Origin of the sequence: Streptosporangium sp. H16 (assembly GCF_051918855.1) — a bacterium.
Lineage (GTDB): Bacteria > Actinomycetota > Actinomycetes > Streptosporangiales > Streptosporangiaceae > Streptosporangium.
In genome coordinates this window covers 160,198-172,909 of record NZ_JBPXMD010000007.1, presented here as the reverse complement: position 1 = coordinate 172,909, position 12,712 = coordinate 160,198, and the positions used below count along the sequence as shown (strand labels likewise).

The 12,712-nt window shown below is 66.9% G+C and carries 18 protein-coding genes and 1 pseudogene; 15 read left to right on the top strand and 4 right to left on the bottom strand.

Annotated features, from left to right (window positions below):
* Nucleotides 1-192: 192 nt before the first annotated feature.
* The 3 genes from ACTOQ2_RS14295 to ACTOQ2_RS14285 all read left to right on the top strand — a co-directional run bounded on the left by ACTOQ2_RS14295 (nucleotide 193) and on the right by ACTOQ2_RS14285 (nucleotide 1,445).
* A complete protein-coding gene (locus ACTOQ2_RS14295) occupies nucleotides 193-792 on the top strand; it encodes a hypothetical protein (RefSeq protein WP_440100049.1) in 600 nt (199 codons plus the stop codon).
* The gene (locus ACTOQ2_RS14290; protein ID WP_440100048.1) at nucleotides 789-1,076 is read left to right on the top strand and encodes a hypothetical protein; all 288 of its coding nucleotides are present in this window, start codon (nucleotides 789-791) and stop codon (nucleotides 1,074-1,076) included. The genes ACTOQ2_RS14295 and ACTOQ2_RS14290 overlap by 4 nt, the downstream gene beginning before the upstream one ends.
* Nucleotides 1,077-1,226: 150 nt before the next feature.
* A complete protein-coding gene (locus ACTOQ2_RS14285) occupies nucleotides 1,227-1,445 on the top strand; it encodes a hypothetical protein (RefSeq protein WP_440100047.1) in 219 nt (72 codons plus the stop codon).
* Here ACTOQ2_RS14285 and ACTOQ2_RS14280 read toward each other — a convergent pair.
* A complete protein-coding gene (locus ACTOQ2_RS14280; RefSeq protein WP_440100046.1) occupies nucleotides 1,442-1,966 on the bottom strand; it encodes a hypothetical protein in 525 nt (174 codons plus the stop codon). The genes ACTOQ2_RS14285 and ACTOQ2_RS14280 overlap by 4 nt on opposite strands.
* Before the next feature lie 226 nt (nucleotides 1,967-2,192).
* Between ACTOQ2_RS14280 and ACTOQ2_RS14275 the strand changes: the two genes are divergently transcribed.
* Entirely contained in the window at nucleotides 2,193-3,191 is a 999-nt protein-coding gene (locus ACTOQ2_RS14275) for a tyrosine-type recombinase/integrase (RefSeq protein ID WP_440100045.1), read from the top strand.
* A 134-nt stretch (nucleotides 3,192-3,325) separates the two neighbouring features.
* Here ACTOQ2_RS14275 and ACTOQ2_RS14270 read toward each other — a convergent pair whose 3' ends face one another.
* Nucleotides 3,326-3,724 (bottom strand): hypothetical protein, encoded by a 399-nt coding sequence (locus tag ACTOQ2_RS14270; protein ID WP_440100044.1) that lies wholly within the window; start codon nucleotides 3,722-3,724, stop codon nucleotides 3,326-3,328.
* On the opposite strand from ACTOQ2_RS14270, the gene ACTOQ2_RS14265 reads away from it, so the two are divergent.
* Together ACTOQ2_RS14265 and ACTOQ2_RS14260 are read left to right on the top strand one after the other, a co-directional pair.
* A complete protein-coding gene (locus ACTOQ2_RS14265) occupies nucleotides 3,707-3,853 on the top strand; it encodes a hypothetical protein (protein WP_440063817.1) in 147 nt (48 codons plus the stop codon). The two genes, ACTOQ2_RS14270 and ACTOQ2_RS14265, sit on opposite strands and share 18 nt — an antisense overlap.
* Before the next feature lie 212 nt (nucleotides 3,854-4,065).
* A complete protein-coding gene (locus tag ACTOQ2_RS14260; protein ID WP_440100043.1) occupies nucleotides 4,066-4,851 on the top strand; it encodes a DNA adenine methylase in 786 nt (261 codons plus the stop codon).
* 665 nt (nucleotides 4,852-5,516) lie between these two features.
* Here ACTOQ2_RS14260 and ACTOQ2_RS14255 read toward each other — a convergent pair.
* Both ACTOQ2_RS14255 and ACTOQ2_RS14250 read right to left on the bottom strand, forming a co-directional pair.
* On the bottom strand, nucleotides 5,517-5,909 hold the full coding sequence (locus ACTOQ2_RS14255; protein ID WP_440100042.1) for a hypothetical protein: 393 nt from the start codon (nucleotides 5,907-5,909) through the stop codon (nucleotides 5,517-5,519).
* Nucleotides 5,910-6,107: 198 nt separating this feature from the next.
* Nucleotides 6,108-6,230 (bottom strand): annotated as a pseudogene (locus ACTOQ2_RS14250) (IS110 family transposase); the annotation flags it as partial.
* 270 nt (nucleotides 6,231-6,500) lie between these two features.
* Here ACTOQ2_RS14250 and ACTOQ2_RS14245 point away from each other — a divergent pair.
* The 9 genes from ACTOQ2_RS14245 (at nucleotide 6,501) to ACTOQ2_RS14205 (ending at nucleotide 12,629) form a co-directional block, all read left to right on the top strand.
* Entirely contained in the window at nucleotides 6,501-7,235 is a 735-nt protein-coding gene (locus ACTOQ2_RS14245) for a ParB N-terminal domain-containing protein (protein ID WP_440100041.1), read from the top strand.
* Between the two features lie 23 nt (nucleotides 7,236-7,258).
* Nucleotides 7,259-7,744, top strand: coding sequence for a hypothetical protein (locus ACTOQ2_RS14240; protein ID WP_440063811.1), 486 nt, complete (start codon nucleotides 7,259-7,261; stop codon nucleotides 7,742-7,744).
* The gene (locus tag ACTOQ2_RS14235; protein ID WP_440100040.1) at nucleotides 7,741-9,021 is read left to right on the top strand and encodes a PBSX family phage terminase large subunit; all 1,281 of its coding nucleotides are present in this window, start codon (nucleotides 7,741-7,743) and stop codon (nucleotides 9,019-9,021) included. Before ACTOQ2_RS14240 ends, ACTOQ2_RS14235 begins: the two co-directional genes overlap by 4 nt.
* Nucleotides 9,022-9,169: 148 nt before the next feature.
* The gene (locus tag ACTOQ2_RS14230; protein ID WP_440100039.1) at nucleotides 9,170-9,640 is read left to right on the top strand and encodes a hypothetical protein; all 471 of its coding nucleotides are present in this window, start codon (nucleotides 9,170-9,172) and stop codon (nucleotides 9,638-9,640) included.
* Between the two features lie 26 nt (nucleotides 9,641-9,666).
* Nucleotides 9,667-10,119, top strand: a complete 453-nt coding sequence (locus tag ACTOQ2_RS14225) for a hypothetical protein (protein WP_440100038.1) — start codon at nucleotides 9,667-9,669, stop codon at nucleotides 10,117-10,119.
* 27 nt (nucleotides 10,120-10,146) lie between these two features.
* Nucleotides 10,147-11,268, top strand: coding sequence for a hypothetical protein (locus tag ACTOQ2_RS14220; protein ID WP_440100036.1), 1,122 nt, complete (start codon nucleotides 10,147-10,149; stop codon nucleotides 11,266-11,268).
* Nucleotides 11,269-11,281: 13 nt separating this feature from the next.
* Entirely contained in the window at nucleotides 11,282-12,055 is a 774-nt protein-coding gene (locus ACTOQ2_RS14215; protein WP_440100035.1) for a hypothetical protein, read from the top strand.
* A gap of 8 nt (nucleotides 12,056-12,063) precedes the next feature.
* Nucleotides 12,064-12,354: a hypothetical protein gene (locus ACTOQ2_RS14210; protein ID WP_440063801.1), complete on the top strand. Its 291-nt coding sequence runs from the start codon at nucleotides 12,064-12,066 to the stop codon at nucleotides 12,352-12,354.
* A 14-nt stretch (nucleotides 12,355-12,368) separates the two neighbouring features.
* Nucleotides 12,369-12,629, top strand: coding sequence for a hypothetical protein (locus ACTOQ2_RS14205; protein WP_440100034.1), 261 nt, complete (start codon nucleotides 12,369-12,371; stop codon nucleotides 12,627-12,629).
* The last annotated feature ends 83 nt before the right edge of the window (nucleotides 12,630-12,712 follow it).

The following is a 12,712-nucleotide window of genomic DNA, read 5'->3' as shown; positions in this document are numbered from 1 at the left end:
ACAGGGGGGAGGGGGTGCCTGCGTCTTGGTCCTGGACGAAAGTAAATGATCTTGTAGTGTTGTGGCCTTCGGTTCCCTCGGGAGGTGTGTGTGTCGGTTGCGTGTGTGGGTCCGTGTAACGCCAGGTCACGCGAGGTGTGGGGGAAGCATCTGGTTGCGCGGGAGCGTCATGCGGATGAGGTGGACGCGTGGGTGAAGGACGGCGAGGTGGGGGAGTGCCCGCCGGAGCCGGTGGCGCCTTCGGTGGTGTGGCTGCCTGGTGATCCGCTGGTGTGCGGGCTCTGCCGGGGGTCGACGCGGTCGGCTCTGCTGGAGGTGGATGCGCTGGCGTCGAAGGCGTCGAGGGAGGTCGATGGTCACCGGCCGCCAACGAAGTGGTCGCGCGTTTCGGGGTCGAGGCCGAAGCCTGCGGTGTCGCCGGTGGCGGAGATGCTGGATGACCTGGTGGGCGATCTCCTGCGGTTCGAGGATGGGTATCGCCGCGCGGTGCGGTGGCCTGCTCGGGTGTCGTTGGGCCGGGGCGCTGATGTGCGGTCGCGGTCGGTGTCGTATCTGGTGGATCACCTGCCGGGGGTGCTGGCGCGCGAGGAGTTCGTGGGCCTGGTCGATGTGTCGCTGAATTGGCTGCGTCGGCTGGGCGATGAGCCGGGGTGGTCGCCTGCGCGGTGCCGGTGTGGTGAGCGGGTGCTGAACTGGGACGCCCGGACGGGGTTCTTCGTGTGTTCGGCGTGTGGCCGGCATGTGTCGCAGGTTGAGGAGCGGGGCCTGGTCGCTGAGGAGGCGGGCGCGTGATCGGAGACGGGGAGCTGTGGGTGGTCGGTGGGCCGATGTGGCCGGAGGAGTCGCGGGCGCGGCTTCTGCTGCGGTCGGGCGGGGTGGAGCTCGACGGCCGGTGGTTCGTGGAGTGCGGGAAGCCGGATTGCGATCGGGTCGTGCCGGAGTCGGTGCGGTTCTGCTGCACGCCGTGCGCGGTGGCTGCGGAGGGGCGCTACGAGATCGACAGGCACTCGGCGTCGTGCGACAGCCGGGGGTCGGAGCGGGAGGCGCGGCTTCGGGCGCTGTTCGGTGATTTGTGAGTGTCTGCCGGTAGCGGTTCCGTTTCCGGCTTGCGGCTGGTCACGGGCTGTGTAACACTTCGGTTCGACGGAGAGACGTGTGCCCTCAAGCTGATTGCTTGGGGGCTTTTCTGTTGTCCGGGGGTGGTTGTGTCCCCTGTGACGGCGACTATGGCGGCGGCGCGGTTGGGCCGGTCTGCGGTGACGATTCGTCAGTGGGCTCGTCGGTATGACGTTCGCCGGTTCGACGCCCGGGCGGGCGCCGCGGTGGTGTACGACTTCGCGGATCTCGCGACGATCGAGGGCTGTATCTGGCGGGGCGATCCGGTGCCGGCCACGCCGGAGGGGCGCGACGAGCTGCGCGCGGAGCTCGCGACCGCGGCGGCTTAGCTGATGTAGTTGACGAGCACGCCGATCGGGATGGACATGAGCATGCCAGCGCCGAGGAACAGCATCTCGCGGCGTCGCTCGGCGCGGATGGTGGCTTTGGTCTCTCCGAGGAGGATTTGTCGGATGTTCTCGGCCTGCTCCTGGTCGACGGCGAGGAGTCGCTGCTGCTCATCGGCCTTGGCGATGAGTTCTTCGCGGGCGGCCTGTTGGGCGGCAAGGTCACGCTGCAGGTCGGCCATGAGGGTAGCGGCTTCGACGAACGCCTCATTGACGCGCTCGACGCGGCGACGAAGCACTTCGCCAGGATATTCCTCTGCTTGCGAGAGGCGTAGTTTCGTCGGGCGACGTCCGCGCTGAAGGCCTAGAAGGGCGATGCTGATAATCACAAGGAGGGCAGCGGCTAAGTACCAAAAGGATCGTTGACCCGGCGGGTTGTTGACGGCGAGGTTTCCAGCCATCGCCGACGCGATGGGCACCGCAATGCTGAGTACGTCAACGACTCGGCGAAGTTTAGGGCTCACCCGCCTATTTGATCGTGTCGAGTTAGATGCGCGTCGGCCTGTGATCGGATCGCTATCTTGTCGCTCGCGCGCTGGAATCGCGTTCGGTTTGATCCGCTTTCATGATCGCTAAGACAGGAACATAATTCAGGTTATGTTCCCCTTTGTCTGTTACGCTCGCGAGTGATCATTTGCCCTCGCGAAAGAAGATCAACATGAGCGACCCTCGCGCCAACGAGGCAAGCCAGTGACCGCCGAACTCGTCGCCCCCACGGGCGGCACCGTCGCGCGCCCCCTCGACCTCCCACCCCTCGTCATCGAGATCACCGCGATGTGGCTGGAGAGCCGCAAGTCGCCGAACACCCGGGCGGCCTACCGCCGCGACATCCAGAAGTGGTTCCGCTACTGCGAGCGGACCGGCCTGGATCCGCTGGAGATGCAGGTCCGGCACGCCGAGCTGTTCGGGCGGTGGCTGGTCGAGCAGGCCACCGAGGACAAGGAAGATCCGCCGAAGCCGAAGACGGTCGCGCGGGCCATGGCGACGGCGTCGGCCTGGTACAAGTACCTGATCAAGAACGACTACGTGAACAAGAGCGGCGTCCCAGTGACGAATCCGTTCGCCGAGGCCGACCGGCCGAACATCCCCCGCAAGCACTCGGAAACGCAGGCGCTCACCAGGCCGGAAGCGCGCGCGATGGTCGAGACCGCTGACGCCGACCACGGCGGATCCCGGTTGCGCACCGCGGCGCTGATCCGGGTCCTGGTCGAGCTGGGGATTCGGATCACGGAGGCGGTCGACGCCGAGATCACGGATCTGGGCTACGCGCGCGGCTACCGGACGTTGAGCGTCACGCTCAAGGGCGCCAAGCCGCTGATCCGGAAGCTGCCGGTCGAGACCGCTTACGCCGTTGACCAGTACCTGACTGACCGGGCGGCGCGGGCCGGCGTGGAGCTGCGGGACCTGCGCGGCCCGCTGTTCGCGACCGCCTCGGGCAAGGCGTTCCGCCGGGAGAAGGCCTACGAGCTGGTCCAGCGGATCGCCAAGCAGGCCAAGATTGACGCCAAGGTGACACCGCACACGCTGCGGCACACCTGGGCGTCGCTGGCCGAGGAGCTGGGCGCGACGCCGCGCGAGATCCAGGAAGCGCTCGGCCACGAAAGCATCGAGACGACCGAGATTTACCTGCACTCGCGGGACATGTTGGAGCGGGATCCGTCGCAGCTCGTCGCGGCGGCGATTGAGTAGCGGAGGTCATGTGACGGACGCCTGGGCCCACATCTGGGGAGACATCAACCCCGGAGTGTAGGCCTACGGCGCTGGCTGTTCATGCCACGCGATGGTCGAGGACGCCGAGCAGTTCGAGCTGGTGCGGGTCCCTATCAGGTGATGATGTTGATCCAGATGCCGATCGGGATCGACACGACGGCACCAGCGATCAAGCCGATGATCAGGAGCTTCCAGTCACGGCGGCGCTGGTGGAGACGTTCGATGCGGGCTGTGGCTTCGGCTTTGTCAGCGAGGGCCTGTGCGAGCTTTTCGATCTGCGCGTCGCTGATCTCCGGGTTGGGGATGAGCTCGCGGGCGGTGTGGAAAAAATACGTTTTCTCGGCGCCGCCTATGACAGGGCCACTGATCACATTGCCTAGTTCGTCGTGATACCCGCTTCCCATGGCTTCATTGTCACCTGGACGCTTTAGATGCGCGCGGGGGAATTGGGCGGGGTTATGGAAGAGATGCGGTGCGTCGGGCAGGGAGGTCTGATGGCTGCTGCTACGCACGCCTGGCTCCACCTCTGCGGGGTGCTCACCGTGGGGGCGTGGAGGCGCGGCGCGGGCTGCGCCGGGTGCCGGATTTCCGTGGAGCACGCCGAGGACGTCCAGCAGTTCAAGCTGTCCCGAGTCTGGTAGGTCGGGCACGAAATTCGGACGTTCTTCGCGAAGGGTCGTTTTCCGGACAGGGACGCGTGTGCATGCGCGTCCCTGTAGTCGTTTCTTACGGACGACCACACGCAAGCGCGTATGGAGTGATCGGTCAGAAGATGATCAGCTCAGAAACGATCTCAGAGCGTCGCTCCTGGTTACCGACGTTCCGCCAAAACTGAATACGGAGGCCCCTCGCCGTGGTGCTACGCCCGCCGTTCTCCTACTACGGCGCCAAGGGCCGCCTCGCCCCCTTCATCGTCTCCCTGCTCCCCGCCCACGAGGTCTACTGCGAGCCCTTCGCCGGGAGCGGCGCCGTCTTCTTCGCGAAGACCCCGTCGAAGATCGAGACCCTGAACGACCTCAACGGCGACCTCGTCACCTTCATGCGGATGCTCCGCGACCGGCCGCGCGAGCTGCAGCGGGCCATCCAGTTCACCCCGTACGCCCGCAGCGAGCACGCCGCGGCGAAGCTCGGCGACACCTCGGTATCCGACCTCGAACGCGCGCGCCGCTGGTGGATCCAGTGCAGCCAGTCGCGTTCCGGGGAGGCCGGGGCGTCCTGGCGGCGGCCGACGTCGCGGACCAGGGTCAACAACCCCGCCGGATCCAAGCGGGCCGGCGCGGCGCTGCGCTGGCACGCCGCTCGCCTCCGGGACGCGTTCATCGAGCAGGGCGACGCCTTCGAGTTGATCAGCCGCATGGACTCGCCCGAGACGACGTTCTACCTCGACCCGCCTTACCTCCGGTCGACGAGGAACACCTTCGGCTCTGGCCACTACGTCAAGGAGATGGACGAGGCGCCCGAGCACCGCCGCCTCCTCGACATCATCACCCGGTGCCGCGGCGGCATCGTCCTGTCCGGCTATCGCTCGCCCCTGTATGACGAGGCCCTGGCCGGCTGGCGGCGCGTCGACTACCGGGTACGGCAGTCCGCCTCCGACGCCCGGACCCACGCCGTCGAGTCTCTCTGGATCAATCGGTAGGCCAGTCGGGGCAGACCAAGTAAGCCGGAAAGGGGCGAGCTGCAGGTCAGAGCCCCGGCAAATTTCCGGACGGTCCAGCCGCGTGGCTGGGGTCAGGGGTTGAGTGGCCTTTTGAACACGAGGTATAGATGGTTCAATTCGGCGTGGTTGGGGATGGGTTCACCGAAAGGTACTAGGTATATGAGTTCCCAGCCTTGCGGTCCCAGCTCGTCTAGCTTCGTCTGTAGGGGGATTTGAGCGTAGACGACGACCTTGTACTCCCACTGCTGTGTCATGGCTGAGGTTCTTCCCGCCGCGGCTCTCGCCGTTATGCGGATAGGGGCAAAGAGTTGACCGTGTGGTTTGGTCGGTGGCTGGCCGGATGAGCCCGCGGCTTAGCTGTCGGGGTTGCGCAGGTGTCTGTCGTGTTCGACGCCGAGGTCGGGTTGGGGTGAGACCGGTCGGGTCGGGGGTCGAAGAACAACGGACCGGAAACGTACGCTAAGAAGCAACGACGCAGCTCAATGACGGTCCGATGATTGTTGAGCGCACCGCCGTGGCGTACGTTTCGGTAGTAAATGCGCCGTTTACTGTGGCGTGGCGGGTTCCCGGTGTACCTTGGCCGGACCCCATTCTCAGCGCCAACCGCTGTTCCTGGATTCCTTAACCCCCGTGGCTGGCGCCCGTTACGGCTGAGGGTATCCACATATGCAGGTGATCATGTTACGCCGGATGCTGACTATGGCGATGCACCAGTCGTCACGATTCGAACATCCTCCGGTGCAGCCGCCGTTCCACATGTGGCAGGGGGGAGTTCCGATGATTGGATCGTCGAGCTCCTCGGGACGAACGTTCAGGAACGTCGCTTTCATGGCCCGATAGTCGTCTTCCGTCGCAAGGGCCCAGACCTGGACGTCCGCACAGCCCTCCTCTGACAGTGTCATCAGCTTGAAACCGAACCTGGAGTAGATGTTCATCGGCAACGGGGGGAACCCGGCGGGCAGTTGAATCGGCGCTCCTGCCGGAAATTTGATGAACTCGTCCCCTCCTCTAATGTCGGCTATATCCTGCGAATCCATGGTGCTTCACCCTTCGATATGCGAAGTCGGAACCGGCAACGTGACGAAAGAAGACGTCTTTGATCGCTGATCATCGCATCCCGTGATGCCTGTACGCGGCACCTCTGGTGTGTCGCGTGTCCACGGGGTCCGAGGAACATCGGAACCGTGCCGGACCATGACGACCCTACGGAGCAGGTGGAATTCCTCCGGGAGCACTTCGTCGTGGAGAGTTCTGGTCTTCAGGCATCCGTGCAGGATGCCGACGAGGCGGTTGGCCACCTGGCGGAGGGCTGCGTGATGGCAGACGTCGCGGGCGCGGGCTCGGGGGTCGAAGAACAACGGACCGGAAACGTACGGTAGGGACTGCGCTACTGGCCTGGCTGCGGTGCGATCGAGTACTTTGCACCGAAACATACGCCACGGCGGTGCGCTCAACGATCATCGGACCGTCATTGAGCTGCGTCGTTGCTTCTTAGCGTACGTTTCCGGTCCGTTGTTCTTCGACCCCCGGGTCGCCCCGGGTTCGCCGTTCAATCGGTAGCGTTACCGCTACCGATTCTCACCCTCCGGGGAGGTCCTGCTTTGCCTCGTAAGCCCTCTGCGCCCGCCGTGGTGCTCCAGTCGTACGCGTCCATCCCGATCGACCTGCTGGAACCGCACCCGGACAACCCGCATAAGGGCGACTCGGATGTGATCGCCGAGTCGATCGGGGCGAACGGCTTCTACGGCGCGGTCGTCGCCCAGGCCAGCAGCAAACGCATCATCGCGGGGCACCACCGCGTTCAGGCAGCACATAAGCAGGGCCTCACTGAGGTGCCGGTGCTGCTGCTCGACGTCGACGACGAGCAGGCCAAGCGGATCATGCTGGCGGACAACCGGACCGCTGAATACGGGCAGTACGACGACGCCCAGCTCGCTGAGCTCCTGCAGGGCCTCCCGGACCTGATCGGTACCGGCTGGTCCGATGACGACCTGGCCGACCTGCTTGACGACACCGGCGGCATTGAGATCGTCACCGACGAGCCCGCGGGGCCTCGCTCTGCCCCACCGCCCGACCCCGAGCCGGAGGACACGGCGAGCGGCGGTCGGCCGGATTCGCGGCCGGACCCTGACGACGAGGAAAACGACCTCGAGAGCGAGGGCCTTGACGACGTCAGCGACGAGCTGGTGGACGCGCCGCTGCAGCCCCGCCCGAAGGCGGGCACCACCGCGGACCTGATCCTCACGGTGACGGCCGCCGAGCACGACGAACTGACCGACCTCCTCGGGAAGGTCCGGACCCGCGACGGCGAGGCCACGACCACCCAGATCATCATGGCGGCGCTCCGCGCCTACGCCGCCTGACACGAAAGGGCGGCGTTCCCCTCATGGTTGTCAGCAAGTCGCGGCAGGTCGAGATCTCCCAGCGCCGCCACCAGGCCGTACAGATGCGAACCGCCGGTGTGTCTCCCACGGTCATCGCGGAACGTCTCGGCTACTCGGGCGCGGCGGCCGTCAGCAAGGACATCGACCGCGCGCTGCAGAAGGCGGCCAAGCAGGAACACCTCGCTTCCGAGCAGCTGCTCAAGCTGGAGATCGACCGGCTCGACCGCATCATGGCGGCGCTGTGGCCGAAGGTCATCAAGGGCGACGTCAGCGCAGCCGAAACGGCGCTGAAGACCATCAACCGGCGGGCCGCCCTGCTGGGCCTGGACCTGATCAACCGCAACGGCGTCGCCGACACCGACATGGCGTCGCTGCTCGGCAGCATGCTGGCGCAGCTGCAGCAGCGCTACATCCCGGCGGATCCCGACACCGACACCATCGTTGAGGCCGACATCATCTCCGAGATCGAGTCCGGAGACGACGAATGAGCCTCGGCGAGGTCGTGTCGCTGTCGCCGAAGCAGGAACGCTCGATCGCCGAGTCCACCGCGCGCCTGAACATCTGGAGCGGCGCGATCCGGTCGGGCAAGACGATCGCCTCCTTGCTCCGCTGGCTGATGTACGTGGCGAACGCTCCTCGGGGCGGCGCCCTGGTGGTCGTCGGTAAGACGGCCGACACGATCGCCCGAAATATCTTCGATCCGCTGATGGATCCCGCGATCACCGGCCCGCTGTCGCGCAGGATTCTCTACACTAGGGGCGCGCCGACGGCCAACATCCTCGGCCGCCGCGTGGAGATCATCTCCTCCAACGACGCCCGCGCGGAGAACAGGCTACGCGGCATGACGTGCGCGGGCGCGTATGTGGACGAGGCGACGCTGATCGAGCGGTCTTTCTGGGACCAGCTCCTCGCCCGCCTGAGCGTCAAGGGCGCGAAGCTGTTCGCCTCGACGAACCCGGACTCGCCGACGCACTGGCTGAAGAAGCATTTCCTCGATCGGGCCGGCGAGCTCGACCTGGCCCACTGGCACTTCACCTTGGACGACAACCCGGCCTTGGACCCGCTCTACGTTGCGAACCTCAAGCTGGAGTACACGGGCCTCTGGTACAAGCGGTTCATCCTGGGCCTGTGGGTCGTCGCCGAAGGCGCGATCTACGACATGTGGGACCCGGACAAGATGGTCGTGGACTCGCTGCCGCCCATGGAGCGCTGGCTGAGCCTGGGCATCGACTATGGGACGGTCAACCCCTTCGACGCGGTTCTCGTGGGCGTCAGCGTCCCCGACCTGCTCGGGCAGCGCCGCATCTACCTCGCGAGCGAGTTCCGGTGGGATTCCCGCGTGGAGCGCCGACAGCTCACCGACGCTGAATACTCCAAGCGGCTCACCCGGTGGTTGGAGGACCTGCCCGACACCTACGGGCCGGGTACGCGCGGAGTTGTCCCCGAGTGGATGATTGTCGACCCGTCCGCCGCGAGCTTCATCACGCAGCTCCACCGCGACGGGCACGCGCCGACGATGGGCGACAACAGCGTGATCGACGGAATCCGCACCGTCTCCAACCTCATCGCCGCCGACCAGATGCGGGTTCACCGCTCCTGCGAGGGGTTCCTGGGCGAGATCGGTTCGTACGCGTGGGACGACAAGAAGGCCGAGCGGGGAGACGACGCCCCGGTCAAGGTCGATGACCACGCGCTGGACGCCGTCCGGTACGCGCTGCACACCACGCAAGCCGCCTGGGTGCCGCTGATGGATCTCGCTGCTTAAAGACGCGCACCCCGGGCTGGGGGTGCGTCGCTCCGCGCGGACCTCCGTCCGCGCGTTGAGCACCGGTGGTCTCGGCTTCCCCTGCGGTTGAGGGGCTGCGGGTGAGGCCGAGACCACCCACTTCTTCTGACCTCACCCGAGGAGAGACATGTCCAGTTTCCAGTTCAACGTCAGCAAGGGGCGCAGCGTCGAGCTGTACACCCGGGTCAAGACCGGCGATCCGGCGACCAGCGCGCTGGTCCTGGTTGCCCTGGCCGCCACCGGTATCGAGACCGACGCGGTTCTCGAAGACAAGGACACGCTCGCCGATGTCCTGTCCGGCAGCACCAATGAGGCGACCAACGTCGGTTACGCCCGCAAGGTCCTGTCGGCCGCCGACCTGACCGTGGTGGTCCCCGACGACGTGAACGACTGGGTCGACCTGGCCCTGCCTGACGCGACGTGGGCCAACGTGCAGGCGGGCACGAACTGGTCGAAGGTCCTGGTCTGCTACCGGCCCGCGACCGGCTCCCCGGACTCGGCGATCGTGCCCCTGACCTCGCACGATTTCCCAATCAATCCCGACGGCAGCAACGTGGTCGCTCAGGTTGACCCGTCCGGCTTCTTCCGGGCGGCCTGATGGCCAAGACCGGATATTCCGCGCTCATGCCCTCTCAGGCCCTACTCGCCGCGAACACCGCGAGGAGCATCCTCGGCGTGCTCGCCCCGAGCAGCTTCGGCCTCGACCTCAAGAAGATCAGGGTCGGCCTGTACGGCATCTCCGCGTCCGGCGTGCCCGGCGACATCGAGCTGTGCGCGGCGACGTTCGCGTCCAGCCCACCGGCCGCCTCCATGGCCTACGCCGCGGTGGTCATTCCGCAGCAGCTCTACGGCCGAGTCATCCCTGCGGGGTTCCTCGCGGCGGCGTCGTGGACGACGGAGCCGACCGTCCTGACCGTGCTCGACTCTTGGCCGCTGTCGCCCAACGGTGGCGTGGCCTTGTACGACATCCCGCTCGGCGACACCCCGGACTGCGCCCCCGGTGCTGGGTTCGTGCTGCGGGCGCGGTTCGCGGCGGGCGTCAACGTTTCCGCAGGTCTGCAGGTCGAGCGAGCCTGACGAGCGCAAACGAGGGGAGGCGCCGCCATGCTGTGGGTGGAGAACTTCGAGAGCGGGGGAATCGGGCTGCCGTACAACGACGGCGGCAAGTGGGGACTCAACGACACCAACCCTCGCAGCGGCACGTGGTGCTTCTCCCACGTCCCCATCGGGAACAACGAGACGGCGACTTTCACGCTCACGGCGCCGCCCGGGGCGACCACCGTCCAGTTCTGGTACTCGGTGTCTTCCGAGCCCACGCACGACAAGCTGGAAGTCGTCATCGGTGGCACCGTGCGATTGACCGCTCACGGTTCGGTGCCCTGGACGCAGTCAGCGGTTCTCAGCCTGGGGAGCGCCACGCAAGTGGTGTTCCGCTACACCAAGGACGTCAGCGCCGCCGTAGGCTCCGACGCCGCTTACATCGACGACATCACCTTTCAGATCCCCGATCTCATCACCCCGCAGACCAACAACTTCAACGGCGGTACCCACGCCGCTGCTGTCACGAAAGCCAATTCGGGCGGCGCCAGCGGCGACGCGTTCACGAACATCATCGGCTCACCCCAGTTCAGCAACGCTTTGGCGCGCGGCGAGTCCGGCCTGTCCGTCGTCAACGCCGTCGTGGGCTCCGACACCCATGTGGACTGGCAAGGGGTACCGACGGCCGGTGATGTCTTCTGCGCCCGCCTGTATATCCACCGTCTGGGACTCCTTCCCGGCTACAAGGGCCTGTTCGCGCTCATTGGATCATCGGGAATCGTCTCCAAGTCGTGGATCCCGGCCAACGGGAGAGTTGGCGTGTGGACGGGCGCTGTCACCACCCAGGTACTCAACGCCGGTGTTGGTGTCCCGGTCGGCCAATGGACGCGCGTCGAATACCGCTACACCATCAACTCCGCCGGAACCGGCACCGTCGAGGTGTGGACCTACCTCGATCCGGAGTCCGACACCGCCGACGACTACGTCACCTCGGCGGCTGTTACCTGGCCAGGCGGTAAGCCGTATTCCGCCGAGTTCCACCTGCACCGAGACGCCGACAGCTATTGGCATCTCGACGACGTGGCGATCGGCCCGGCCAAGCTCGGCCCGGCCCCGTCCACCGTGAGCCTGCGACCCCGCGGTCCCGTGGGCGGCTCGAAGGCGGCTCATCGGGTTGCCTCGTGGTGAGGGGGCCTGAGCGATGCCGCGTCTAGGCCGCGGCCTTCCCGGCCGCCCCATTCTCGTCCGCCGTCGCTCTGCGGGCCCGACCGCTGCGCAGGTCGTCGAGACCGGTGTCGCGCAGCCGCTCACCCGGACGAAGGCCCGCACGCTGGGCCTGGTCATCGAGACCAGCACGGCAAGCCCGCTCATCCGGGTCAAGGCGCGCACGCTCGGGCCGGCTGCAGAGACCGGCAGCGCCGCCCCGGCGCGACCGGTCAAGGTGCGCGCGCTCGGCCTGGTCGTCGAGACCGGACAGCCGGCGCCGATCACGCGCGTCAAGACCCGCGGCCTCGGCCTGGTCGTCGAGACCGGCACCGCCTGGCCCCTGCGCGGCTGGGCGGCGATTCGCCTGGTCACCGGAACCGGGCAGGCGCGGCCGATCAATCCGGCCAAGGCCCGCACGTTGGGCAAGGTCATCGAGACGAGCACGGCCCAGCCGATCGGCTTCGCGCGCGGAGGACACCTGACTCAGGTCGTCGAGACCGGCGCAGGCCTCCCGCTCGGCCGGATCAAGGTCCGGACGCTGGCACCCGTCACCGAAACCGGTACCGCGCAGCCCGTGCAGCCGCAGCCGCCGCTCGTCGGTGTCCTCGGCCAGGTCGTCGAGGTCGGCACGGCCAAACGAATGCTGCGCCTCACCCCGCCGCTGCACGCTGGCGCCCCCTACGTGCTGTGGCAAACCGGCTCGCCCTACGTGGCCTGGCAGGCATCGCCGCCCTACACCACATGGTCCGCCGATCCCCCGCGAACGTAGGAGGCCCGTTGGACCCGATCTCGTCACTGAGCCGCCCGTACCTCTACATCCCCGTCACCGGCGCATCCGGCTCCGAGGCGGTCGAGATCGCGTTCGTCAACGTCGGCGCCGAGCCGGCCGAAGACGACTGGCTCCCCGCGGAGTGGTCCGGCATCACCGCGAAGGGCGCGGTCGCGCGCATCCTCATCGGCCCCGGCGGGGTGGTCGCCCTGCCGGACGGCACCTACATGGCGTGGGTCCGCGTGAACGGCGCCGTTGAGCGGCCCGTGCTGCGCTCCGGCGCCGTCCCCATCATCTGACAGGAGAGACCCTCATGTCCCCACTGCCGACGACGGGCCGGATCGTCCGGTATCACGGTAAGCACGGGCTGCACGCGATCAGGGCGGCGATCGTCACCGCCGACGTCCACACGCTGGACCCCGAAGGCGTCGCGGTCGGCGCGGTGCCCAAGCTCGACAGCGAGTTCCACGTCCACCTGTGGGTGTTCACCCCCGGGCAGCTCGGCGGGTTCCACGAGTTCAACGTGCGTCCGGGGACTGAGCCGGGCACCTGGCACTGGCCGGAGCGGACCTGATGCCGCTGACTTCTCCTTCCTTCCCCGTGGGAATCGGTTCCGATTCCCACGCTCTGTCCATCCAGATTGACGAGGTCGAGCTG

Coding starts and splice junctions, on each gene's coding strand:
- ACTOQ2_RS14285 (WP_440100047.1), top strand. CDS start 1,227: ATGGCGGCGGCGCGGTTGGGCCGGTCTGCGGTGACGATTCGTCAGTGG.
- ACTOQ2_RS14265 (WP_440063817.1), top strand. CDS start 3,707: ATGGCTGCTGCTACGCACGCCTGGCTCCACCTCTGCGGGGTGCTCACC.
- ACTOQ2_RS14255 (WP_440100042.1), bottom strand. CDS start 5,909: ATGGATTCGCAGGATATAGCCGACATTAGAGGAGGGGACGAGTTCATC.
- ACTOQ2_RS14240 (WP_440063811.1), top strand. CDS start 7,259: ATGGTTGTCAGCAAGTCGCGGCAGGTCGAGATCTCCCAGCGCCGCCAC.
- ACTOQ2_RS14235 (WP_440100040.1), top strand. CDS start 7,741: ATGAGCCTCGGCGAGGTCGTGTCGCTGTCGCCGAAGCAGGAACGCTCG.
- ACTOQ2_RS14230 (WP_440100039.1), top strand. CDS start 9,170: ATGTCCAGTTTCCAGTTCAACGTCAGCAAGGGGCGCAGCGTCGAGCTG.
- ACTOQ2_RS14225 (WP_440100038.1), top strand. CDS start 9,667: ATGCCCTCTCAGGCCCTACTCGCCGCGAACACCGCGAGGAGCATCCTC.
- ACTOQ2_RS14220 (WP_440100036.1), top strand. CDS start 10,147: ATGCTGTGGGTGGAGAACTTCGAGAGCGGGGGAATCGGGCTGCCGTAC.
- ACTOQ2_RS14215 (WP_440100035.1), top strand. CDS start 11,282: ATGCCGCGTCTAGGCCGCGGCCTTCCCGGCCGCCCCATTCTCGTCCGC.
- ACTOQ2_RS14205 (WP_440100034.1), top strand. CDS start 12,369: ATGTCCCCACTGCCGACGACGGGCCGGATCGTCCGGTATCACGGTAAG.